The following is a 24,478-nucleotide window of genomic DNA, read 5'->3' on the forward strand; positions in this document are numbered from 1 at the left end:
GGATCGCGCGGGGAATTCACAGCAATCTGCCTTGCTGGAGGTGACGGTTGACTCAACGCTTACGGTGCCAGAGATTGCGCTGGCAGCAGGTGAAGACAATGGCGCTTCAGACAGCGATAACGTGACGAATCACCCCCAGCCTAAGTTCACGCTGCAGCATATTGATGCTGATGTGACCGGGGCGACCGTAAACGTGACGCATAACGGCGTGACAGACATCTATCAGGCGACGCAAGGCGCGGATGGCTGGACCTTCGCGCCGCCAGCCGCCTGGAGTGACGGTACCTACACGCTGAGCGTGACGGTGGTGGATCGCGCGGGGAATTCACAGCAATCTGCTTCGCTGGAGGTGACGGTTGATTCAACGGTGACAGTAACAGCGGATAACCTGCATGACGATGCGAGCGATGACGCCACGCCAACAGTGGTTACTCCACCGGAGTCTGAAACAGCGAATGCCGAAAGTGATACGCATCTTCGTACAGTGCCGTCTGCGGCGGAAGAAAGCGTGGTGAAGGAGACAGCCTATAGTATTACCTTGTTAAACGCTGACTCTGGGGATGAAATAGATCGTTCAATTAGTCAGACACCTTCTTTTGAAATATCAGTACCTGAGAATATTGTTAATGTCAGTGTTATGTTTGAAGGAGAAGAGTTTACTCTGCCGATAACTAACCAGAAAGCAATATTCGAAGTTCCGCTATCTTTGGACGATGGTGAATATACTATGGACGTGAAATTCATTGATAAGGACGCTGATTTCCTGATTAAGGAGAAAACATTCTCAGTCGATCACTCCTCGGCGGATATTGTGAACGCAATGAATGCAAGAGGAAAGACCGAGGATGATATTAATGATTCCCCTTCAACAAGTTCTGTAGGGCACAACAATAACGGCGCTATTGATGTTTTCGCCGTTAATGAAGTTACGCTACCTGTAGATAATCAAGAAGAACACGCATAATAACGGAGACCCCTCACCTTTGGGTGAGGGGGTTTACTTATGGATAAAAAACTAGAACCTTATTATTTAAGTGCGGAAACGGCATTATCTATAGTGTCTAAAAAATTCAACATAAAAATTGACATCAAAGAGGATGATATAAATTTAAGATTTAAAAAGTACGACAGAAATAACACTGATGACTCTATACAAATGAAGAATTTCTTTCTGTCGTTAGGGCTTTCTCTACAGGATGTATTATTTAGTAATGGTGAGGATTTACTAAATGAGCCTATGCCGATTTTACTATTAACACCAGAAATGAAGTGGATGGTGTGTGTGAGTGGCGGGCAAAAAATAAAGTTGGTAAACGCGCGCGGTGAACTCTGTTATGTTGAAGTTGAAGATGAATATTTAAAAGAGTTATCTGCATTTAGTATACTACCTTTAAATAAAGTTGTTGATAGTATAAGAGTAAAAAACATCATAAAAAACTCTTTATCGATGAACAAGATTTTTTATACTAAATACTTCTTTTCATCTCTTTTTATGGCAATTTTTGCGTTAACTATCCCAGTATTTAGTAATCTGTTCTATGATAAGCTTGTTCCAAGCGCTTCGGTTTCATCTTTATTTGGCGTGGCTATAATTGTTGCTGTATTTATTATTTTTGAGTTTATCCTTCGCACTTCGAAAGATATTTATCAGTCTATCACAGCAAGGCAGGATGACGTCGATATTGATATCGCATTTCTTGAGGCGGTCCTTTATAGTAAAAAGAAAAATGGCAGATCCATGTCATCAGCATTTGTGCTATGGAATGAGTTTCAGAAAATTAAACCCGTTTTATTAAACTCGATCTTTCAACGTATAGCCGATATTCCAATATTTATTATATTTCTTATTGTTATATATATAAATTTAGGTCTGGTCGTTATTGTACCTGTTACCATGTTTATCGTCTCTATTATTATTTCCATCGTTAACCACCATTATACTAATGAGTTAATGAACAAACAAAAAGAAGGACAGAAGAACAGGAATATTTTCATCTCAGAAGTTTTCTTATCTATTAAAATGATCCATACCTTAAATAATCAAGGTTTACTTTTTGATTGGGTTAATACATCAAATGAACAGTCGTATCTTAACCTGAAGATAAGGAAATTAAATCTTATCTATCAATCTATATTGGGTAGTATGTCATCTATTACCCAAATAACTATTATGGTAATAGCCTTTTTTATGGTAATTAAGGGTGATGTTACCACTGGCGCAATTGTTTCATCTGTCATTGTCTCTGGTCGTATCTCCGGAATCATTTCGAATTTTTCTTCTACATTAATCTCTATTTTATCAGCAGAAAAAACCGGTAAGGATCTGCTTTCTTTTTTTGATGAAGATCAGGCAGAAAAAACACCGGCATTACAGTCCATATCAAAGTGCAATGGCGATATCTCTATCCGGGGCGTGAGTTATCAGTATGATGCTCAATCTCCGATGATTATTAACCGACTGTCTATAGACATACCTGCGGGGCAGCGTGTCGCGGTGGTAGGCGAATGCGGTGCAGGAAAAAGCTCATTACTGGGAATGCTATCTGGCTACCTTTCGCCAACAGACGGTGCCATCTTATATGATGGATATAACTTAGGACATTTATCGCAGAACTTTTTTTCTCAGCATTTAAGTGTGGTGACGACACATGATGTTTTATTCACCGGAACCATTGAAAGTAATTTCGCGTTAAAACCGCAAAACGACAGGGGACGAGTACTCAAGGCGCTTCATCTGGCGAACTGTGGTTTTATCTTGCAACATCCTATGGGGCTGAAGTTTCCGGTGAATTTTATGGCTAAAAACCTGTCATCCGGACAGCAGCAGCAGTTATTATTAGCACGTAGTCTGAGCAGTAACGCCAGCGTCTTTTTATGGGATGAACCAACATCCAATCTGGATGAGAATACCGAGAAGCAAATTTTTGATAACTTAGATGAGTTTATTCATGGGAAAACGTTGATCATGGTGACGCATCGTCGATATCTGATAAAGTATTTTGACCGGGTTCTGGTAATGAAAGGTGGAAAAATAATCCGTGATTGTTCTCCGGATAAATTATTAATGTAAAATAAGCAGCGCTTGTCGCTGTTATCAGGTGGTACTGCTTAATAAAAAAGACCCGTTGCACAAACGGGTCTTTTTTGTCATTTAACGAGTCGGCAACGTCTTCAATAAGTTTAGCTCGATTCTGTTAGGGCTATTCCACTTGCCATTTTAGGATAACCACACCTGGCGGCCCTCATCAACGGCAATGCTAGGGACGTGATGGTTCGCAAGGCTACCCCTGGCGCGCGATTCCGCGTTGAGATAACCGGTGGGCGACTTCAGCGGCAGCGATAGCGTATCAGGTCAGCACCATCGGCCATTCTGGCGGGGTCTGGCTCATCGTTTCGACCATTACGGCTTCAATGTTATGCCAGATCGCAGCGAGATCCATCATGGTAATACCGAGTAAACCGGTGGCAAACCAGCAGGCGGATACCACGCCCAGACCGCTACTGATCACCGCCAGACCAATATAATCTGATTTACGGAAACGGATATTGAGCGTGCTGGCTAAAAACATGAGCACGGCGCTCAGCAGTTGCCAACGGAGAAGAACGACACCAGTGGTTATGGCAGCCATGAAACATTTCCTCTGAATAGACCTTTGTCCAGGACAGCACGGCGTTGTTCCCGGGAAATGTGGGACATTCTGGCTATCAACGGACGTCACATCAACATCGAATGAAACATTGTTTCTGTTTCATTGTTTTTGTGAACTATATCACAAAAACCAGTTTGTTCGCCAGATCGGCAATGTATTTTTTGTGCGTTTTATAACCTTATTTTCTGTGTGACTTCTGCGCATCCGTAGAGAAACTGCCGGAAAGCAAAGATGTATTATTACTACTCTTTTATTTTTTCCGTGAAATTCAGACCTGATAAAAATATCAAGTTATTTATCAAAAGAAAGGAGTAAAGATGTATACGTCATCGTTTACTTGAGTATAAATCTGATATTATCAAAAATATTTAGCGTCCTGCCTGGTATGTGAGAGATATTGCGCGTAGTTATTAATAGTAAATGTTGAACGGTAAAAGTCTGTTGCTAATATTGATAAATTCATGCACCGTAAACCTCCGTTTGGTTCACGTCTTATTTTGCCAACAATAGTCATAAATAATGCAGGGAAATAGGCTGAAAATGAGTCAAAGCACACGACGCAAGGTGTTGAGATTTCTCGGAACGATCATTGTGGTGTTACTTCCTGTATTGCTGGCTCTCTGGTTTGCTCATATCCGGGCAGTCTCTGAAACCAGAAATCAGTTACATTCATTTGCGCAGTTGGTATTAGATAAAACGGAGCGGGTTATCCTGCAAGCAGATTTAGCCCGCGATGCCGCTGAACAATATCAGGGGCAAGCCTGTACGCCAGCCCATCAACAGCGAATGCTGAATATTATCCGCGGTCGTTTGTACATTAATGAGTTGATTTATGCTGAGGGCCAGCGTTTTCTATGCTCTACGGTTATGACGCCAACAAGTCCTTATTTTATTCCCCGCGCTGACTATAAACGAAAGCCTGACATCGCTATTTATTACTATCGTGATACGCCTTTTTTCAACGGTTATAAAATGACGTATATGCAGCGGGGAAACTATGTCGCGGTTATCAATCCCTTATCTTATAGCGAGGTGATGTCAGACGATCCGGCGTTGGCCTGGGGAATGTATGATACGGTGACCAACACCTTTTTCTCCCTGAGTGAACAGGCGCAGGCTGATCGGCTATTACCTTTGGTACGACGGAGTGAACCTGTGTTCCAACAGGGTGAGCGTTTTTATACTCTGGTTAAATCAGCAAAACGACCGGTTGCCGCGATTGTGTCAACCTCAAAGCAACGCTTTTATCAGAACCTCTTTCATCAGCTTACATTAACGCTACCGTTAGGGATCATCTGTAGCATTATCGTCTTATTTATGTGGTCACGATCCCGGCAGGCATATTACTCACCGCGTCGATTGCTGCAACGGGCCATTACCAGGCACCAGCTTTGCCTTCATTATCAGCCGATCATTGATATCCGAAACGGGACATGCGTAGGTGCCGAAGCGCTATTGCGTTGGCCGGGCTATCACGGTCCGGTGATGAGCCCGTGCGAATTTATTCCGCTGGCGGAAAAAGAGGGGATGATTGAGCAGATCACCGATTATGTCGTCGAAGAGGTATTTAATGATTTAGGTGGTTTTCTGGCCGCGCACCCGCATCTTTATGTCTCTATCAATCTCTCTGCCGCCGATTTTCTCTCTTCCCGGTTAATTGCGATGATTCATGAAAAAACGCGTCAGCATTCAGTGCTTGCGCAACAGATAAAGGTTGAAGTGACCGAGCGCGGATTTATTGATGTGCCTAAAATGACGCCGATTATTCAGGCGTTTCGCCAGGCGGGATACGAGGTGGCAATTGATGACTTTGGTACCGGCTATTCGAACTTGCATAACCTGTACTCATTAAATGTCGACCTTTTAAAAATTGATAAATCCTTTGTCGACACGCTAACCACTAATAGCGCCAGCCATTTGATTGTGGAGCATATTATTGAAATGGCGCAAAGTTTGCGGCTAAAAATCATTGCTGAGGGGGTTGAAACGGCTGAACAGGTTAGCTGGTTGCTAAAACGCGGCGTTCAGTATTGTCAGGGATGGCACTTTGCGAAGGCGTTACCACCGCAGGAATTCATCGCCTGGCTACAACAAACGCCCGCGCCTCTGACGATACGCGGGCAGACGCCCTACAGGCGGTGACGGTAATCGCTGGGAGTGCGATCGAACTCGCGGCGAAATACACGCGAGAAGGTTTGCTGCGATACATAGCCCAGGTCCATCGCGATATCAAAAATCGGGCGCTCGGTCGTTCGTAGCTCAACGGCCGCCAACAGGAGACGGCGCTGGCGAATATACTCGCCTAATGTTTGATGCGTTACCGTACGAAACATCCGCTGCAAATACCACTTGGAGTAGCCCGATTTTTTTGCCACCACATCAATGTTTAGCGGTTGGTCGATATGTTCATCAATCCATTCGATAAGGGTCTGAATTATCTGCTGATGCGACATATTGTTGCCTCTTAAACAGTATTCGATTCGTCGTTTTGTCTGCGGGCGAGTATAATTCCTCAAGTTAACTTGAGGTAAAGCGATTTATGGAAAAAAAATCTCCCCGTTTAAAAGCCTTACTGACGCCGGGGGAAGTTGCGAAACGTAGCGGTGTTGCTGTGTCCGCCCTGCACTTCTATGAAAGCAAAGGGCTAATTACCAGTATCCGTAATAGCGGTAACCAACGGCGATACAAGCGTGACGTGTTGCGTTATGTCGCGATTATCAAGATCGCCCAGCGTATTGGCATCCCGCTGGCAACTATCGGCGACGCGTTTGGTATCTTGCCGGAAGGGCATACGTTAAGCGCGAAAGAGTGGAAGCAGCTCTCCTCGCAGTGGCGCGAAGAGTTAGACCGACGTATTCATACGCTGGTGGCGTTGCGCGATGAGCTGGACGGTTGTATCGGCTGCGGCTGTTTATCGCGTAGCGACTGTCCGCTGCGAAATCCAGGCGACAGGCTTGGCGAACACGGGACGGGCGCCCGGCTGCTTGAAGATGATTAACATGCACTCGGCCATCGGGCTGAGCTCACCTAAAACTAAAGCGCCGCTAAGGGCGCTTTAGTTTGTTTCCGGTCTTTGTCTTTCGCTCTATCCCGCTGATTACAGGAGGGTTTCCCCCGACGTCAACACCCCTCATATCGAGCACGTGGTGGAGGTTCCGGTTTGTGTTGATACTGTAAGTGTAAGCGACGACGCCCTGTTCGCCAGCGAAATGCTGATTTTTTAGCCGAAATTTTTACGGCAACTGCCATAATTTTCTATAGTTAGTTGGCATACCTTACAGGAGACAGCCATGCTGACGGTGCACCATTTAAATCAGTCTCGTTCGCAGCGCATCCTCTGGGCGCTGGAAGAGCTGGCGTTGCCTTACCAGATTGTGCGTTACCAGCGTGAAAAGACCATGCTGGCGCCACCGGCATTGAAAAAAGTGCATCCGCTAGGCAAGTCTCCGGTTATCGAAGATCACGGTATGGTTATTGCGGAATCGGGCGCCATCCTGGAATATTTGCAGGACACTTACGACAGTATCGGACGCTTTAAACCTGCGGATGCGCAGGGGAAACAACACTATCGATTCTGGCTACATTACGCTGAAGGTTCGCTCATGCCCTTGCTATTGATGAGATTGCTCTTTACCTCTCTGGGTAAACCGCCGGTACCATTGGGCCTGCGAACGTTGGGCGGCGTTATCGGTAAGGGCGCGCAAAAAGCGTACCTTAATCCGCAACTGGAAACCCATGCGCGCTTTATTGACGGGCATCTGGCAAATCACCCTTGGTTTGCCGGAGAGCAGTTAAGTATGGCGGATATCCAGATGAGCTTCCCGCTATTTGCGCTGCTTGCCCGAGGCGGGATCGCTCATCTCGACCATATCAACGCATGGAAAGCGCGGGTAGAAATGCGTCCAGCCTGGCAGCGAGCGATTCAGCAGGGCGGTCCGTTTACCATTCCCGGCGGATAATGGCGTTTTTGTGAGCAGATTGCGCAACGTATTTGCTAACAGCGATGCGAAAAATTGTTGCTGGATTGCGCAGTAACGATAACGTTTGCGCATCGTCTGGCGATTTATTGAGCATACTAAGCAGAAAAGCATAAAAAGCGGCAAAGTTCAGTTGAAAAAGCGTTTATGATCGCTGGATAATCGTTTGCTTTTTTTTGCCACCCGTTTTGTATACGTGGAGCTAAACGTTTGCTTTTTTGCGGCACCCCGGTTGTCGTAAATGTAGCATAAGGAGATAACGTTGCGCTGTTAGTGGATTACCTCCCACGTATACCGACGAATAATAAATTCTCAGGGGATGTTTTCTATGTCTACGCCTTCAGCGCGTACCGGCGGTTCACTCGACGCCTGGTTTAAAATTTCACAACGCGGGAGCACCGTTCGCCAGGAAGTCGTTGCTGGCTTAACCACGTTTCTTGCGATGGTTTACTCCGTCATCGTGGTGCCAGGGATGCTGGGTAAAGCCGGGTTCCCGCCTGCCGCCGTCTTTGTAGCGACCTGCCTGGTCGCAGGCGTCGGCTCTATTGTTATGGGGCTATGGGCGAATCTGCCGCTGGCTATCGGTTGCGCTATCTCGTTGACGGCGTTTACCGCGTTTAGCCTGGTCCTGGGGCAGCATATTAGCGTCCCGGTCGCGCTTGGCGCCGTATTCCTGATGGGCGTACTGTTTACCATTATCTCCGCCACCGGCATTCGTAGCTGGATTTTGCGTAACTTGCCGCAGGGCGTGGCCCACGGAACCGGTATCGGTATTGGCCTGTTTTTGTTGCTGATTGCCGCCAACGGCGTCGGCCTGGTCATTAAAAACCCGCTGGATGGCCTGCCAGTCGCGCTGGGCGATTTCGATACCTTCCCGGTGATTATGTCGCTTGTGGGGCTGGCTGTTATTCTCGGTCTGGAAAAGCTGAAAGTCCCCGGCGGCATTCTGTTGACCATTATTGGCATTTCTATTGTGGGTTTGCTCTTCGATCCTAACGTCCATTTTTCCGGCATTTTCGCTATGCCTTCGTTGAGCGATGAAAACGGCAACTCACTGATTGGCAGCCTGGATATTATGGGCGCGTTAAACCCTGTCGTTCTGCCAAGCGTACTGGCGCTGGTGATGACGGCGGTGTTTGATGCGACCGGCACGATCCGTGCGGTCGCAGGGCAGGCTAATCTGCTGGACAAAGACGGACAAATTATCGATGGCGGCAAAGCGTTAACCACCGACTCCCTGAGTAGCGTTTTCTCCGGCCTGGTCGGGGCGGCGCCAGCCGCGGTGTATATCGAGTCTGCGGCTGGTACGGCGGCGGGTGGTAAAACGGGCCTGACGGCGATTACCGTGGGCGTGCTGTTTTTGCTGATCCTGTTTCTTTCGCCGCTCTCTTATCTCGTTCCCGTCTACGCAACCGCCCCGGCGCTCATGTATGTCGGTCTGCTGATGCTGAGTAACGTGGCGAAAATCGATTTTGCTGATTTCGTCGATGCGATGGCGGGGCTGGTAACGGCTGTATTTATTGTACTGACCTGTAACATTGTCACCGGGATTATGATCGGCTTTGCCACGCTGGTCGTCGGGCGTCTGGTTTCCGGTGAATGGCGTAAGCTGAATATCGGAACTGTCGTCATTGCGGTCGCGCTGGTCGCTTTTTATGCCGGCGGCTGGGCTATCTAGCTCTGCCTTCATTCTGAAAAACGGGCGGCGTTGGTCGCCCGTTTTCATTTTCAGGACACATCACATTACCTTTTGCGTTAATCTGAAGAAGGTGAAACCGAGGCATGATGCCTCTCTCCATCATAAAAAACATCGCAAACAGGGAACGCATGGAAATTTTCTTCACAATACTCATCATGACCCTTGTGGTCTCGCTGTCGGGGGTATTTACGCGTGTATTACCCTTCCAGCTTCCTTTACCCCTTATGCAGATCGCCATTGGCGCGCTGTTGGCGTGGCCGACGTTTGGTTTGCATGTGGAATTCGACCCGGAACTCTTCCTGGTGCTGTTTATTCCGCCGCTGCTGTTTGCGGATGGCTGGAAGACGCCGACCCGTGAATTTCTTGAGCATGGACGAGAGATTTTCGGGCTGGCGCTGGCGCTGGTCCTGGTAACGGTCGTTGGAATCGGCTTTCTGATTTATTGGCTGGTGCCCGGTATTCCGCTGATCCCCGCCTTTGCGCTGGCCGCCGTGCTGTCGCCGACCGATGCGGTAGCGCTCTCCGGAATTGTGGGCGAGGGGCGTATCCCGAAAAAAATCATGGGCATTCTGCAGGGAGAGGCGTTAATGAACGACGCCTCCGGTCTGGTATCGCTGAAATTCGCCGTCGCGGTGGCGATGGGGACGATGGTCTTTACCGTCGGCGGCGCGACGCTGGAATTTTTTAAGGTCGCTATCGGCGGTATTCTGGCGGGTTTTGTGGTCAGTTGGCTGTATGGCCGCTCGCTGCGTTTTTTGAGCCGCTGGGGCGGCGATGAACCCGCGACGCAAATCGTCCTGCTGTTTCTGCTGCCCTTCGCGTCTTACCTGATTGCCGAACATATTGGCGTCTCAGGCATCCTGGCCGCGGTTGCCGCCGGGATGACCATCACCCGTTCTGGCGTAATGCGCCGCGCGCCGCTGGCAATGCGTTTGCGCGCGAACAGTACCTGGGCGATGCTGGAATTTGTCTTTAACGGTATGGTCTTTCTGCTGTTGGGACTGCAATTGCCGGGGATTCTGGAATCTTCGCTGGCGGCGGCGGAAGCTGACCCGAATGTCGAAACCTGGATGCTCTTTACCGATATCGTGCTGATTTATGCGGCATTGATGCTGGTTCGCTTCGGCTGGCTGTGGACCATGAAAAAGTTCAGCCTGCGCTTTTTGAAGAAGAAACCGATGGAGTTCGCCAACTGGACGTCGCGTGAAATTCTGATTGCTTCCTTCGCTGGCGTTCGTGGGGCGATCACCCTGGCTGGTGTGCTCTCTATACCGTTACTTTTGCCGAATGGCAGCGGATTTCCGGCGCGTTATGAACTGGTATTCCTGGCGGCTGGCGTCATTCTGTTCTCGTTATTTGTCGGCGTAATCATGCTGCCGCTGCTGTTGCAACATCTGGAAGTCGCCGATCATGCGCAACAGTTGAAAGAGGAGCGTGTCGCCCGCGCGGCGACGGCGGAAGTGGCGATTGTCGCCATTCAGAAAATGGAAGAGCGTTTGGCGGCGGATACCGAAGAAAACATCGATAATCAGCTGCTTACTGAAGTAAGCTCGCGTGTCATTGGTAACTTGCGTCGCCGTGCCGATGGGCGAAACGATGTCGAAAGCTCCATACAGGAAGAAAACCTGGAGCGACGTTTCCGTCTTGCCGCGCTGCGTTCCGAACGCGCCGAGTTGTATCATCTGCGCGCCACACGAGAAATCAGCAATGAAACATTGCAAAAGCTGCTGCACGACCTGGATTTGATGGAAGCGCTACTGATAGAAAATCAGTAGTCCTTGTGGCCCGGTGGCGCCATGCTTACCGGGCCTACAAGTAGGCCGGATAAGGTGCTTGCGCCGCCATCCGGCAAGGGTTTTAACCCATGGCTTACGGTTGTTGCAGCCAAAATCCTTCGCAACAGGTTAACCACGCCCGCGCGCTGTGCGACAGATACACGCCCTCTCGCCAAATCATGCCCAACTGCCAGCGGAGATCGCTTTCCAGCGGTAGCCAGCGCAGCGTGGCCTTATCCAGACGCTGACAAATCGGCTCCGGCAAAATGGCGATGCCGACACCCGCTTGCACCATGGCGGCGAGAAAATCCCATTGCCCGCTGCGCACGGCAATCCGTGGTTTTACGTCATGCTGGCTAAATAAGGTCATCAACTGGCGGCTCAGGGCAAAGTCTTCGTTATAGATAAGAAGAGGATGCTCCGCCAGAGCTTCAGGCGCGATGGAGTCGCAGGTTGTCCACTGACCGGAACGGGGAACCAGTACGCACAGCGGATGACTGAACAGCGATAACGTCGTCAGCCCGCTCGCTTCTTCCACCGGGAGCGCGGTCATCGCAACATCCAGCTCGCCATTCATTACCGCCTGCTGTACCGTCAGGCCGCCAAACTCCGAAATTTTGAGTTCAACGCCAGGGTAGCGTTGTCGAAACAAACTGATTGGCCCGGCCATCAACATGCCGACCATCGGGGGAATACCCAGCCGCAGCACGCCCTTATTGAGATGGTTAATATCGCTCAACTCAGCCTCTAACTGGCGAAACTCAGCGAGGATCGCCAGACCGCGTTCAAACACCACGCGTCCGGTATCGGTCAGCAATAACTTACGTCCGTCGCGGATCAGTAGCGTACAGTTAAGCTCATCTTCAAGATTTTTCAGCATCTTGCTAATGGTGGGCTGGGTGACAAATAACTTCTCCGCTGCGCGGGTGAAACTTTGCTGGCGCACCACCTCGACAAAATAACGCAGCGTTCTGATATCCATGATTATTCCTTCCGACTATGCCTGCAATGATTTTAATTCATTTCTGCCCGTGACGGAGGTTCTCTATACTGGTGCTCCGTATTATTTTTCAGGACATTCCCTCATGGCTGTGGCGATAAGCCGCGTTACGCCTGCCGTTGTGCAACGACTCCAGGTACCGGTTCAGGTACTGCTCTATGCAGGTTTATTCATTTTTTCCCAATATCTTGTCTCCTGGCTGCACCTGCCGTTGCCCGCGAATCTGGTCGGCATGGTGCTTATGTTGGCGCTGATCGTTTGCCGGATTATTCCGCTTAGCTGGGTACGCGCAGGCGCACGCTGGCTGCTGGCGGAGATGCTGTTATTCTTTGTTCCCGCCGTCGTGGCGGTAGTGAACTATGCCCATCTGTTACTGGTGGACGGCTGGCGCATTTTCTCGGTGATAGCGATCAGTACCTTAATGGTACTCGGCGCGACGGCGTGGGTGGTGGATAAAGTGTATCGCTATGAGATGAGCAGGCTAAACCGTGAATAACGTTCAGTTAAGCGTACTGTGCCTGGTGATTACGCTGGGAATTTACTTCGCCAATAAGCGTCTGTATCGCCGTTTTCGCAAATTGCCGTTGATGCCATTAGTGTTGACGCCGGCACTGCTGGTGTTAATGCTGGTGTTCGGTCATATCTCCTGGCAAAACTACATTGGTGAATCGCACTGGCTATTGTGGCTGCTCGGCCCGGCGACTATTGCCTTTGCGGTGCCGGTGTACGATAACCTCGCGATTATCAAACGTCACTGGATGTCGCTCACCGCGGGCGTAGTGACGGCGACGGTGGTGGCGGTCACCAGTTCCGTTTGGCTGGCGCGTCTGTTCACGTTATCGGATGAGATTCAGCGTAGTCTGGCGGTACGTTCCGTTACCACGCCATTTGCACTGGCGGCGGCAGAACCCCTGGGCGGGCAGCCAGATCTGGTGGCGCTGTTCGTGGTCGTCACTGGCGTGTTTGGCATGGCGGTCGGCGACGCGCTATTTTTGCGTCTCTCTATCCGGGAAGGCATGGCAAAAGGGGCAGGATTCGGCGCGGCGTCACATGGGGCGGGCACGGCGCGTTCCTATGAACTTGGTCAGCAGGAGGGCGTCGTCGCCAGTCTGGTCATGATGCTGTCCGGCGTGGTGATGGTGCTGGCAGCCCCGCTGGTGGCGAGGGTGATGTTCTGATTTTCCTCCGACCCACAGGGCCGGAGGAAACGGTAAGATTAATGCGCACGCCCTTGTTGTACGCCGAATCCCGTTTGGGAGCGGATAAACTGAGCGCGGAACTGCTCACGTTCACGGTTGCCTTCTGCCGAGTTATCGGTGGCCGAGAAAAACCAGATCCCCAGGAACGCCACGCTGATAGAGAACAGCGCCGGATACTCATACGGGAAGATCGCTTTTTCATGGCCGAGGATCTGCACCCAAATGGTAGGGCCAAGAATCATCAGCACCACCGCTGTCAGTAAACCTAACCAGCCGCCCAGCATAGCGCCGCGCGTGGTCAGTTTTGACCAGTACATGGAAAGCAGAATGATGGGGAAGTTGCAGCTCGCGGCGATAGCAAACGCCAGGCCCACCATAAAGGCGATGTTCTGATTTTCAAACAGGACGCCGAGGATAATGGCGATCACGCCCAGCACCAGGACGGTGATTTTCGACACCTTCAGCTCTTCACGTTCGGTTGCGCCTTTGCGGAACACGTTGGCGTACAAGTCATGCGACACCGCCGATGCGCCCGCCAGCGTCAGACCGGCGACCACTGCCAGAATGGTGGCAAACGCCACTGCCGAAATAAAGCCGAGGAACAGGTTGCCGCCTACCGCGTTGGCCAGATGCACCGCCGCCATGTTATTGCCGCCAATCAGCGCGCCCGCCGCATCTTTATAGGCGGGATTCGCCCCCACCAGCATGATAGCGCCGAAACCGATAATAAAGGTCAGAATGTAGAAATAGCCCATAAAACCGGTGGCATAGAACACGCTCTTGCGCGCTTCGCGGGCATCGCTGACCGTAAAGAAACGCATCAGAATATGCGGCAATCCGGCGGTGCCGAACATCAGTCCCAGACCCAACGACAACGCCGAAATCGGATCTTGCACCAACCCGCCCGGACTCATAATGGCTGAACCTTTCGGGTGTACCGCCATGGCTTCGGTAAACAGATTATTGAAGCTAAAGCCGACGTGTTTCATCACCATAAAGGCCATAAAACTGGCGCCAAACAGCAACAGGACGGCTTTGATAATTTGCACCCACGTTGTCGCCAGCATCCCGCCGAACAGCACGTACATCATCATCAGCACGCCGACCAGCACCACGGCGATGTGATAGTTGAGACCGAACAGCAGTTCAATCAGTTTACCGGCGCCGACCATTTGGGCGATAAGATAAAGCGCCACCACTACCAGGGAGCCACAGGCCGAAAGAATACGGATTGGCCCCTGTTTCAGGCGATAAGAGGCAACGTCAGCAAAAGTATAACGTCCCAGATTACGCAGGCGCTCGGCAATCAAAAACAGGATGATTGGCCAGCCGACAAGAAAGCCCAGCGAATAGATCAGCCCGTCATAACCGGAGGTAAACACCAGAGCGGAAATGCCGAGAAATGACGCGGCGGACATATAGTCGCCGGCAATCGCCAGGCCGTTCTGGAACCCGGTGATATTGCCGCCTGCGGTGTAGTAGTCGCTACGGGAACGTACGCGTTTAGAGGCCCAGTAGGTAATACCGAGCGTAAACACGACGAAAATCAAAAACATGATAATCGCCTGCCAGTTGGTGGGCTGGCGTTCAACCGCGCCGCTAATGGCATCCGCCGCATGAGCGGCGAAGGGGAGTGCGGCGGCAAGCGCCGTCAGAACTCTCTTCATAATGCTTTCACCTCATGCAGTACGGCGTTATTAAGACGATCGAATTCGCCGTTCGCCCGCCAGATATAAATTCCGGTCAACACAAAAGAAATCACAATCACCCCGACGCCAATGGGAATTCCTCGGGTGACGCTGGTTCCCGCATGTAGAGGCGTGCCCAGCCAGCCAGGCGCGAAGGCGATCAGTAAAATAAAGCTAATATAAACCGCCAGCATGATAACCGACAGAATCGTGGCAAACCGTTGCCGTTTTTCAACTAACTCCCTGAAACTCGCACTGTCTTCTATCCGCTGATAAATTGGGTCATTCATCACAGAGCTCTCCAGAGGTCCCCCTGCGTCTTTCGCGCTACAGGCGTGTTGGCCGCACTCGCGCGCCCCAGCCATATAGTGAACTATGCTGCTGGGGATGTGCTCGCTTGCCGCCTTCCTGTAACACGAAATCCTTTGGGGGAGGGTTTTTTTATATTTCCCTCTCCCGGTTTGAGAGAGGGCAGGGGTAGGGTCGTAGGCCGGATAAAACGCTTTCGCGTTGCCATCCGGCATTTATGGTTATGACGGCATCGCGATGGCCTGCTTCTCTTCGAGCAGTTTCTCCACCACGCCAGGATCGGCGAGAGTCGAGGTATCGCCCAGATTGCTGGTATCGCCCGCCGCGATTTTGCGCAAAATACGGCGCATAATTTTGCCGGAACGGGTTTTTGGCAGTGAGTCGGTCCAGTGCAGCACGTCCGGCGTCGCCAGCGGGCCAATCTCTTTACGTACCCAGTTGCGCACCTCCGCGTACAGTTCTGGCGACGGCTCTTCGCCGTGGTTGAGCGTCACATAAGCGTAAATCGCCTGACCTTTGATAGCGTGTGGAATACCCACCACCGCCGCTTCGGCGATCTTCGGATGCGCCACCAGCGCCGATTCGATTTCCGCCGTACCCAGACGGTGGCCGGAGACGTTTAACACGTCATCCACGCGACCGGTGATCCAGTAATAGCCGTCTTCATCGCGACGCGCGCCGTCGCCGCTGAAATACATATTCTTAAAGGTAGAGAAATAGGTCTGCTCAAAACGTTCATGATCGCCGAACAGAGTGCGCGCCTGGCCCGGCCAGGAATCGGTGATGACCAGATTGCCTTCCGTCGCGCCTTCTTGCGGATGGCCTTCGTTATCCACCAGCGCAGGCTGTACGCCAAAGAAAGGACGGGTGGCGGAACCGGCTTTCAGTTCGATAGCGCCTGGTAGCGGCGTGATCATAAAACCGCCTGTTTCAGTCTGCCACCAGGTGTCGACGACCGGACATTTTTCATTGCCGATCTTCTTCCAGTACCATTCCCACGCTTCGGGATTGATCGGCTCGCCGACGGAACCCAGAATGCGCAGTGAAGAACGGTCGGTACCTTCAATGGCTTTATCGCCTTCCGCCATCAGCGCGCGGATGGCCGTCGGGGCGGTATAGAGAATGTTGACCTGGTGTTTGTCGACCACCTGGCACATGCGAGCGGGCGTTGGCCAATTCGGCACGCCTTCAAACATTAAGGTGGTCGCGCCGCAGGCCAGCGGGCCATACAACAGATAGCTGTGCCCCGTCACCCAACCCACATCGGCGGTACACCAGTAAATATCGCCAGGGTGATAATCAAAGACATACTTAAAGGTGGTCGCGGCGTAGACCAGATAGCCGCCGGTGGTGTGCAGCACGCCTTTCGGCTTGCCGGTGGAGCCGGAGGTATAAAGGATAAACAGCGGATCTTCGGCATTCATCGCTTCAGGCTGGTGCTCAGGGCTGGCTTTTTCAATCAGATCGCGCCACCACAGGTCGCGGTCTTCTTGCCAGTCAATGTCGCTGCCGGTGCGCTTCAGGACGATCACATGCTCAACGCTAGTGACATTCGGGTTTTTCAGCGCGTCATCGACATTCTTTTTCAGCGGGATACTGCGTCCGGCACGTACACCTTCGTCAGCGGTGATCACCAGCCGCGAGCTGGAGTCGATAATGCGTCCGGCGACGGCTTCCGGCGAGAACCCCCCGAAGATCACCGAATGCACCGCGCCGATGCGGGCGCAGGCCAACATTGCCACCGCCGCTTCCGGCACCATCGGCATATAAATCGCTACCACATCGCCTTTTTTAATGCCCAGATCCAGCAGTGTATTCGCGAAACGGCAGACATCGCGATGCAGTTCGCGATAAGAGATATGTTTACTCTGCGACGCGTCATCGCCTTCCCAGATAATGGCGGTGCGATCGCCATTTTCCTGCAAATGGCGGTCAAGACAGTTCGCCGCCAGATTCAGCGTGCCGTCCTCGTACCATTTAATCGACACATTGCCTGGCGCAAAGGAGGAGTTTTTCACTTTTTGGTACGGCGTGATCCAATCGAGAATTTTTCCCTGTTCGCCCCAAAACGTATCGGGGTCGTTAATAGACTGTTTATATTTAGTCTCATACTGCTCTGGATTTATCAGGCAACGATCCGCAATGTTGGCGGGAATGGCGTGTTTATGTGTTTGGCTCATGCTGTTGTTCTCCTTGTAGGATGTTAATAATATGTCGCATAAACGTTAAATGTAGGGTCTTAATAAGTTTTGTTTAGTATTTGGGCGACAGATCACGCAAAAAGGGAACTGTGCAAATAAGCAGCAATCTATTTTTTGATTGTGTCCCGCAAAATTAGATAAATTTTCGGGATAACATGACGTTATATGAAATTTTTTAAAAAAGTGATCCGTGTCCGGAAATCACAAAAGAGAGGGAGTTTTGTCCAGGTTACTAACTCTAAAGTGGTATTTTACATACACTTACAATTGATTAAAGACAACATTTTAAGTGTGGTTATTTGTTACACATAGAGGAGAGCAATGTAATAACAGTATTTGTGCGGTTGCTGTTATGGAAAACGATAAAAAATCGCCGTTAAAGATAATGGCGCAATCTGGATGAGACCTCTATGGCAAGGAAAACACTACGCGCACGCCGTTTCTTCAGCCTTATATTTCCTTTTTTCTTCATTACCTCTGTTTACGCTGAGCAAACGCCTGTATCCGCAAAAACCGTTACTGTTGAAGCGAAAAATGAAACGTTCGCGCCTCAACACCCCGACCAATATCAGTCATGGAAAGCGACGTCAGAACAGTCTGCCCGTGAAGATGCGCTGGCGGAAGACCCTCGTCTGGTGATCCTGTGGGCGGGCTATCCCTTCTCCCGTGATTACAACAAACCACGCGGCCACGCGTATGCGGTAACTGACGTGCGCGAAACACTGCGTACCGGCGCGCCAAAAACAGCGGAAGACGGCCCGCTGCCGATGGCCTGCTGGAGTTGTAAAAGCCCCGATGTCGCGCGCCTTATCCAACAAGAAGGCGAAGACGGCTACTTCCATGGCAAATGGGCGCGCGGCGGCCCGGAAATTGTCAACGATTTGGGCTGTGCCGACTGTCATAACACCGCGTCGGACGATTTCGCCCAGGGGAAGCCAGCATTAACGTTGTCGCGCCCCTATGCTGAACGGGCGATGGAGGCTATCGGCAAACCGTTTGAGAAAGCCAGTCGCTTTGATCAGCAATCGATGGTCTGCGGCCAGTGCCACGTGGAGTACTACTTTGACGGTAAAAACAAAGCCGTTAAGTTCCCGTGGGATGAGGGCATGAAAGTCGAGAACATGGAGCAATACTACGACGCCATCGCCTTCTCTGACTGGACAAACTCGCTGTCGAAAACCCCAATGCTCAAAGCGCAGCACCCGGAATATGAAACCTGGAGCGTGGGCATTCACGGTAAGAACAACGTGACCTGTATCGACTGCCACATGCCGAAAGTACAGAACGCCGAAGGCAAGCTCTACACCGACCATAAAATCGGCAACCCGTTCGACAATTTCGCGCAAACCTGCGCCAACTGCCACACCCAGGACAAAGCGTCCCTGCAAAAGGTGGTCGCCGAGCGTAAACAGGCGATTCATGACCTGAAAATCAAGGTTGAAGATCAACTGGTACATGCGCATTTCGAAGCGAAAGCCGCATGGGATGCGGGGGCGACAGACGCGGAAATGAAACTGATTCTGAACGATATTCGCCACGCGCAGTGGCGTTGGGATCTGGCGATTGCGTCACACGGTATTCATATGCATGCCCCGGAAGAAGGTCTACGGATGTTAGGCAGTGCGATGGATAAAGCCGCGGATGCCCGTACTAAACTGGCGCGACTGCTGGCGACCAAAGGCATTACCCATGAAATTCCGCTGCCGGATATTTCGACGAAAGAGAAGGCGCAGAAAGCGATTGGTTTGAATATGCAACAAATCAACGCGGAGAAGCAGGACTTCCTGAAAACGGTCGTACCGCAGTGGGAAGATCAGGCGCGTAAAAACGGTCTGTTAAGCCAATAACCTCACATGTGACAAATTTGCCGGATGACAGCGCAAGCGCTTTATCCGGCCTACAGAAGTCTTGTAGGCCTTAAAGCTGCGCGCCATCAGGCATTATGTAATGGAGTGAATATGAGCGTATTACGTTCGTTATTAACTGCTGGGGTGCTGGCGTCAGGCCTGTTCTGGAGCCTGAGTGGAATCACTGCCACGCCAACGCCGCAGGAGTCGGATCAACGCTGGACGGTCACCCAGCAGCGTAATCCGGATGCTGCCTGTCTGGACTGTCACAAGCCGGACACCGAAGGTATGCACGGTAAACATACGGGCGCTATCAACCCGAACAATAAATTGCCGATAACCTGTACCAACTGCCACGGTCAACCGTCGCTTCACCACCGTGAAGGGGTGAAAGATGTGATGCGTTTTAACGACCCGATGTATACGGTAGAGCAGCAGAACAGCGTCTGTATGTCCTGCCACTTGCCTGAACAACTGCAAAAAGCGTTCTGGCCGCACGATGTTCATGTTACTAAAGTGACCTGCGCCAGTTGCCATTCCCTGCATCCGCAGCAAGACACGATGCAGACGCTAAGCGAGAAAGGTCGGATCAAAATATGCGTGGATTGCCACAGCGATCAGCGTACTAACCCGCACTTTAATCCGGCGTCCGTTCCGTTGCTTAAGGAGCAGCCATGAGTTGCACCCGACGTCAATTTATTACCCGCGTCGGCGCGCTGGCGGCGGTCAGTGGGATGGCAGGACGCGTTGTAGCGAACACGTTGAATATTAACGGCGTGCGTTATGGCATGGTACACGATGAGTCATTATGCATCGGCTGCACGGCCTGCATGGATGCCTGTCGGGAAGTCAACAACGTGCCGGAAGGCGTATCGCGCCTGACGATTATTCGCAGCGAGCCGCAGGGAACGTTTCCTGATGTGAAATATCGCTTCTTCCGCCACTCGTGCCAGCATTGCGACCATGCCCCCTGCGTTGACGTCTGCCCGACCGGCGCATCATTCCGCGATGCCGCCAGCGGTATTGTCGACGTGAATCCGGACCTTTGCGTCGGCTGTCAGTACTGCATTGCCGCGTGTCCCTACCGCGTGCGCTTTATCCATCCGGTCAGTAAGACGGCGGATAAGTGCGATTTCTGCCGGAAAACCAACCTGAAAGCGGGCAAACAGCCCGCCTGCGTTGAGTCATGTCCGACGAAGGCGCTGACGTTTGGTAATCTGGACGATCCCAACAGCGATATCTCCCGTTTGTTGCGGCAAAAAACTACCTATCGTTACAAGCTGGCGCTGGGCACAAAACCGAAGGTCTACCGCGTTCCCTTTAACTATGGGGAGGTGAGCCAATGACACCCGCTTCTGCATTTCATTTTGCATCACTGGTGTGGGACTGGCCCATCGCCATCTATCTGTTTCTGATTGGCATCTCCGCCGGACTGGTCACGTTGGCGATTCTGCTGCGTCGCTTCCATCCGGAGGCGGGCGGTTCGGACAGCACGCTGCTGCGCACTACGCTGGTGTTAGGGCCGGGGGCGATTATTCTTGGTCTGCTGATTCTGGTCTTCCACCTGACGCGCCCGTGGACCTTCTGGAAGCTGATGTTCCACTACAGCTTTACCTCGGTGATGTCGATGGGGGTGATGCTGTTCCAGTTGTACATGGTAGTGCTGGTGCTGTGGCTGGCGAAAATCTTTGAAAAAGAGGTGATTGCCCTGCAACAGCGTTGGCTGCCGCGGTTAGAGATCGTGCAGAAAGTGTTGGCGCTAATAACGCCGTTTCATCGCGCGCTGGAGACGTTAATGCTGGTGCTGGCGGTCCTGCTCGGGGCGTACACTGGCTTTCTGCTGTCGGCGCTGAAATCCTATCCGTTCCTGAATAACCCGATCCTGCCGGTACTATTCCTGTTCTCTGGAATTTCCTCCGGTGCGGCGGTGGCGCTGATCGCTATGGCGTTACGCCATCGTAGCAACCCGCACAGCACCGAGGCGCGCTTTGTACATCGCATGGAAACCCCGGTGGTATGGCTGGAGATCTTCCTGCTGGCGGCCTTTTTTATCGGGCTGGCGCTGGGCGATGACGGCAAAATGCGGGCGCTGGCGGCGGCGCTGGGCGGCGGATTCTGGAGCTGGTGGTTCTGGCTTGGGGTCGTAGGGCTGGGATTGATTATCCCGCTGCTGCTGAAACCCTGGGCAAATCGTAGCGTCACGTTTCACGGCGTGCTGACCGTTAGCGGCGCCAGTTTGACCGGCGTGCTGCTGCTGCGCTTTTTCATTCTTTATGCGGGACAGCTAACGGTTGCATAATCTGGACATCTTCCTTCCTGAAGCCGGATTTCTGGCGCTGTTGTTGAGTCTCGGGGTCAACGTGTTGACCCCGCTGGCGACGTGGTGCGGGATGGGGCAGCATTGGCGCGGCGTCATGCGCCTGACGACCTGCGGCGCGTGGACGGCGTTCACGCTGCTGCTACTGGCGTTTGCGATTCTGGTTAGCTGTTTTCTGACCAGCGATTTTTCGGTCGTTTATGTTGCGCAGCATAGCCATAGTCAGTTGTCATGGGGACTGAAACTGGCGGCGGTATGGGGCGGTCATGAAGGCTCGCTCCTGCTGTGGGCGCTGCTTCTTTCGGGGTGGACGGCGCTATTCGCCTGGCGCTCCCGGCATGAATCTGACGCGCTTTTTCCGCTGACCCTGAGCATCTTGTCCCTCATTATGGCCTCGCTGCTGCTATTTATTGTGCTGTGGTCCGATCCGTTCCTGCGTATTTTCCCTCCCGCCATGGAAGGGCGCGACCTTAATCCCATGCTGCAACATCTGGGGCTGATCTTACATCCGCCGCTGCTCTATCTGGGTTATGGCGGCCTGATGACCGCGGCGAGCGTAGCGCTGGCTTCGCTACTGTGCGGCGGCTTTAACGCGGCAACCGCCTGGGTGTGCTGGCGCTGGGCGTTACCCGGCTGGTGCGCTCTGACGCTGGGTATCATTCTCGGATCGTGGTGGGCGTATTGCGAATTGGGCTGGGGCGGCTGGTGGTTCTGGGACCCGGTGGAAAATGCCTCGTTGTTGCCGTGGCTTGCCGCCAGCGCGTTGCTGCACAGTCTGTATGTCAGCCGCCAGCGCGGGGGCTTCCGTCACTGGTCGTTGCTGCTGGCGATACTGACGCTGATCCTCTCGTTGCTGGGAACGCTGATTGTGCGTTCCGGCATTCTTGTTTCGGTACATGCCTTTGCGCTGGATAACGTGCGCGCGGTGCCGCTGTTTACCCTTTTTGCCGCGTTAAGTCTGGCATCGCTTGTTCTGTACGGCTGGCGGGCGCGGGAGCCGTATCCGGCGACGCGTTTGGGCGGCGGAAAGTGCGAAACGCTCATTCTGACGACGCTGCTGCTCTTTAGCGCCGTCTTGTTGATCGTGCTGGTCGGGACGCTCTACCCCATGATTTATGGTTTGATGGGCTGGGGAAGGCTTTCGGTGGGCGCGCCCTATTTTAATCGCGTCACGCTGCCGTTTGGCCTGCTGATGCTGGTGGTTATCGTGCTTGCGACAATCAGAAGCCGCAAAGTCTCTGTGCATCGTCAGCTTCCGGCATTGCTGGCGCATACGGGCGTATTTATCTTTGCCGCCGGGATCATGGTTTCCAGCGGCAGTCGGCATGAAATCAGCCTTAACCTCAGCCCGGGGCAGCAGGTGGTACTGGCGGGCTATACCTTTCGTTTCGAGCGTCTGGATCTGGAAGCCAAAGGCAACTACACCAGTGAAAAAGCGCGGATCACGTTGTGGCGGAATGAAAAACGCATTGGCAGCCTGCAGCCTGAAAGGCGCTTCTATGCCGCACGACGTCAACAGATGATGGAGCCGGGGATTCACTGGAACCTGCTACATGACTGGTACGCGGTGATGGGCGAAAAAACCGGACCGGACCGTTACGCCATGCGCTTATACGTGCAGACCGGCGTGCGCTGGATCTGGGGTGGGGGATTGTTGATGGTGTGTGGCGCGCTGCTGAGCGGATGGCGAGGGAGGAAGCATCCTGAGTTATTGCCTGATGGCGCGGCGCTTATCAGGCCTACGCGTGAAAAGCATGGTAGGCCGGATAAGGCGTTCACGCCGCCATCCGGCAAGACGATGTTACTTGTGGCTTTTCTGATTTTTCTGCCTTTTAGCACCCACGCCCAGGTGGTGGATACCTGGCGCTTTGACAATCCGCAACAGCAGGAAAAAGCGCTATCTATTGCCAGTCACCTGCGCTGTCCGCAGTGTCAGAACCAGAATTTGCTGGAATCCAATGCGCCCGTGGCGGTCAGTATGCGCCATCAGGTTTACAGCATGGTGGCTGAAGGTAAAAGCGAAGCGGAAATCACCGCCTGGATGACCGACCGTTATGGTGATTTCGTGCGCTACAACCCGCCGTTGAATGAGCAAACGCTGCTGTTGTGGACGCTGCCGTACCTGCTGTTATTGCTGGTGGGCGTGGTAGTCTGGCGGGTGAGAAAGCGTCAGCACGCAGAGGAGGGGGAACAATGAGCCAGTCTGAACACTCCACTGCGCCGTTACGTCCCATGCCCGTAAAGCGTCTGGCGGCTGCGGCGGTGTTGATGGTGGCTGTCTGTATCGGCGGCTATCTGTTGACGCCGAAATGGCAGGCTGTGTGTAGCGAGCAACAGCGTCTGGCCGATCCGCTACGTGACTTTACGAACCCGCAAACGCCAGAGGCACAGCTTTCCAGGCTGCAAGAAAAAATCCGCGCCAATCCGCAGGATAGCGAGCAATGGGCGCGGCTGGGCGAGTATTATCTCTATCGCAATGCGTATGACAATGCGCTGCTGGCATATCGTCAGGCGTTGCGTCTGCGAGGCGATAACGCGCAGCTTTTCGCCGCGCTGGCAACGGTGCTGTATTACCAGGCCGGGCAACATATGACGCCTGCGACGCGTGAAATGATTAATAAAGCGTTAGCGCTGGATGCGACAGAAGTGACCGCGCAGATGCTGCTGGCGGCGGATGCGTTTATGCAGGCGGATTATGCGCAAGCCGTGTCGCTGTGGCAAACCTTACTGGATGCTAACTCGCCGCGAGTGAACCGCACGCAGCTGGTAGAGGCCATTAATTTGGCTAAATTGTTACAAAATCGGCAGAAATAATT

The 24,478-nt window shown here is 52.3% G+C and carries 21 protein-coding genes; 15 read left to right on the top strand and 6 right to left on the bottom strand.

What is annotated here, in order from left to right; genetic code table 11:
• Nucleotides 1-964, top strand: a 964-nt coding sequence (locus ACLD11_RS15100; protein WP_411015072.1) for an Ig-like domain-containing protein, incomplete at its 5' end; no start/stop codon positions are given.
• A 39-nt stretch (nt 965-1,003) separates the two neighbouring features.
• A complete protein-coding gene (gene siiF / locus ACLD11_RS15105) occupies nt 1,004-3,070 on the top strand; it encodes an SPI-4 type I secretion system protein SiiF (protein ID WP_094964427.1) in 2,067 nt (688 codons plus the stop codon).
• A gap of 277 nt (nt 3,071-3,347) precedes the next feature.
• Here siiF and ACLD11_RS15110 read toward each other — a convergent pair whose 3' ends face one another.
• A complete protein-coding gene (locus ACLD11_RS15110; protein ID WP_000719058.1) occupies nt 3,348-3,629 on the bottom strand; it encodes a YjcB family protein in 282 nt (93 codons plus the stop codon).
• Nucleotides 3,630-4,190: 561 nt separating this feature from the next.
• On the opposite strand from ACLD11_RS15110, the gene ACLD11_RS15115 reads away from it, so the two are divergent.
• On the top strand, nt 4,191-5,792 hold the full coding sequence (locus tag ACLD11_RS15115; protein ID WP_411015073.1) for an EAL domain-containing protein: 1,602 nt from the start codon (nt 4,191-4,193) through the stop codon (nt 5,790-5,792).
• On the opposite strand, the gene soxS is transcribed toward ACLD11_RS15115, so the two are convergent.
• Nucleotides 5,780-6,103 carry a superoxide response transcriptional regulator SoxS gene (gene soxS, locus ACLD11_RS15120; protein WP_000019483.1) on the bottom strand — a complete coding sequence of 108 codons (324 nt, stop codon included), beginning with the start codon at nt 6,101-6,103 and terminating at the stop codon, nt 5,780-5,782. The two genes, ACLD11_RS15115 and soxS, sit on opposite strands and share 13 nt — an antisense overlap.
• Nucleotides 6,104-6,189: 86 nt before the next feature.
• On the opposite strand from soxS, the gene soxR reads away from it, so the two are divergent.
• From soxR to ACLD11_RS15140, 4 genes are all read left to right on the top strand, one after another.
• Complete coding sequence (gene soxR, locus ACLD11_RS15125) at nt 6,190-6,648, top strand: redox-sensitive transcriptional activator SoxR (RefSeq protein WP_000412686.1); 459 nt, start codon at nt 6,190-6,192, stop codon at nt 6,646-6,648.
• Nucleotides 6,649-6,940: 292 nt separating this feature from the next.
• Complete coding sequence (locus ACLD11_RS15130; protein ID WP_000958575.1) at nt 6,941-7,609, top strand: glutathione S-transferase family protein; 669 nt, start codon at nt 6,941-6,943, stop codon at nt 7,607-7,609.
• 346 nt (nt 7,610-7,955) lie between these two features.
• A complete protein-coding gene (gene ghxP / locus ACLD11_RS15135) occupies nt 7,956-9,305 on the top strand; it encodes a guanine/hypoxanthine transporter GhxP (RefSeq protein ID WP_000106901.1) in 1,350 nt (449 codons plus the stop codon).
• A 149-nt stretch (nt 9,306-9,454) separates the two neighbouring features.
• On the top strand, nt 9,455-11,101 hold the full coding sequence (locus tag ACLD11_RS15140; protein ID WP_411012002.1) for a Na+/H+ antiporter: 1,647 nt from the start codon (nt 9,455-9,457) through the stop codon (nt 11,099-11,101).
• Between the two features lie 94 nt (nt 11,102-11,195).
• Here ACLD11_RS15140 and ACLD11_RS15145 read toward each other — a convergent pair whose 3' ends face one another.
• The gene (locus tag ACLD11_RS15145; protein WP_411012003.1) at nt 11,196-12,083 is read right to left on the bottom strand and encodes a LysR family transcriptional regulator; all 888 of its coding nucleotides are present in this window, start codon (nt 12,081-12,083) and stop codon (nt 11,196-11,198) included.
• 103 nt (nt 12,084-12,186) lie between these two features.
• Between ACLD11_RS15145 and ACLD11_RS15150 the strand changes: the two genes are divergently transcribed.
• Entirely contained in the window at nt 12,187-12,597 is a 411-nt protein-coding gene (locus tag ACLD11_RS15150; protein ID WP_000257347.1) for a CidA/LrgA family protein, read from the top strand.
• Nucleotides 12,590-13,279 (top strand): LrgB family protein, encoded by a 690-nt coding sequence (locus tag ACLD11_RS15155; protein WP_001067096.1) that lies wholly within the window; start codon nt 12,590-12,592, stop codon nt 13,277-13,279. The genes ACLD11_RS15150 and ACLD11_RS15155 overlap by 8 nt, the downstream gene beginning before the upstream one ends.
• 38 nt (nt 13,280-13,317) lie before the next feature.
• On the opposite strand, the gene actP is transcribed toward ACLD11_RS15155, so the two are convergent.
• From actP to acs, 3 genes are all read right to left on the bottom strand, one after another.
• Nucleotides 13,318-14,967: a cation/acetate symporter ActP gene (gene actP, locus ACLD11_RS15160; protein ID WP_000832529.1), complete on the bottom strand. Its 1,650-nt coding sequence runs from the start codon at nt 14,965-14,967 to the stop codon at nt 13,318-13,320.
• Nucleotides 14,964-15,278 carry a DUF485 domain-containing protein gene (locus tag ACLD11_RS15165; RefSeq protein ID WP_411012020.1) on the bottom strand — a complete coding sequence of 105 codons (315 nt, stop codon included), beginning with the start codon at nt 15,276-15,278 and terminating at the stop codon, nt 14,964-14,966. The genes actP and ACLD11_RS15165 overlap by 4 nt, the downstream gene beginning before the upstream one ends.
• 240 nt (nt 15,279-15,518) lie before the next feature.
• Nucleotides 15,519-17,477, bottom strand: coding sequence for an acetate--CoA ligase (acs, locus tag ACLD11_RS15170; RefSeq protein ID WP_183060033.1), 1,959 nt, complete (start codon nt 17,475-17,477; stop codon nt 15,519-15,521).
• Nucleotides 17,478-17,908: 431 nt separating this feature from the next.
• Between acs and nrfA the strand changes: the two genes are divergently transcribed.
• The 6 genes from nrfA to nrfG all read left to right on the top strand — a co-directional run bounded on the left by nrfA (nt 17,909) and on the right by nrfG (nt 24,476).
• Nucleotides 17,909-19,345 (top strand): ammonia-forming nitrite reductase cytochrome c552 subunit, encoded by a 1,437-nt coding sequence (gene nrfA / locus ACLD11_RS15175; protein WP_411012005.1) that lies wholly within the window; start codon nt 17,909-17,911, stop codon nt 19,343-19,345.
• A 111-nt stretch (nt 19,346-19,456) separates the two neighbouring features.
• Nucleotides 19,457-20,023 carry a cytochrome c nitrite reductase pentaheme subunit gene (gene nrfB / locus ACLD11_RS15180; RefSeq protein ID WP_000115065.1) on the top strand — a complete coding sequence of 189 codons (567 nt, stop codon included), beginning with the start codon at nt 19,457-19,459 and terminating at the stop codon, nt 20,021-20,023.
• Nucleotides 20,020-20,691, top strand: coding sequence for a cytochrome c nitrite reductase Fe-S protein (gene nrfC / locus ACLD11_RS15185; protein WP_001278025.1), 672 nt, complete (start codon nt 20,020-20,022; stop codon nt 20,689-20,691). Before nrfB ends, nrfC begins: the two co-directional genes overlap by 4 nt.
• Nucleotides 20,688-21,644 carry a cytochrome c nitrite reductase subunit NrfD gene (gene nrfD, locus ACLD11_RS15190; RefSeq protein WP_411015074.1) on the top strand — a complete coding sequence of 319 codons (957 nt, stop codon included), beginning with the start codon at nt 20,688-20,690 and terminating at the stop codon, nt 21,642-21,644. The genes nrfC and nrfD overlap by 4 nt, the downstream gene beginning before the upstream one ends.
• Nucleotides 21,637-23,859 carry a heme lyase NrfEFG subunit NrfEF gene (gene nrfEF, locus ACLD11_RS15195; protein ID WP_411015075.1) on the top strand — a complete coding sequence of 741 codons (2,223 nt, stop codon included), beginning with the start codon at nt 21,637-21,639 and terminating at the stop codon, nt 23,857-23,859. Before nrfD ends, nrfEF begins: the two co-directional genes overlap by 8 nt.
• Nucleotides 23,856-24,476 carry a heme lyase NrfEFG subunit NrfG gene (nrfG, locus tag ACLD11_RS15200; RefSeq protein WP_411012006.1) on the top strand — a complete coding sequence of 207 codons (621 nt, stop codon included), beginning with the start codon at nt 23,856-23,858 and terminating at the stop codon, nt 24,474-24,476. Before nrfEF ends, nrfG begins: the two co-directional genes overlap by 4 nt.
• Nucleotides 24,477-24,478: the final 2 nt, after the last annotated feature.

It is taken from the genome of Salmonella sp. 741265116_PST, from assembly GCF_046567715.1.
Classification (GTDB): Bacteria; Pseudomonadota; Gammaproteobacteria; order Enterobacterales; family Enterobacteriaceae; genus Salmonella; species Salmonella enterica.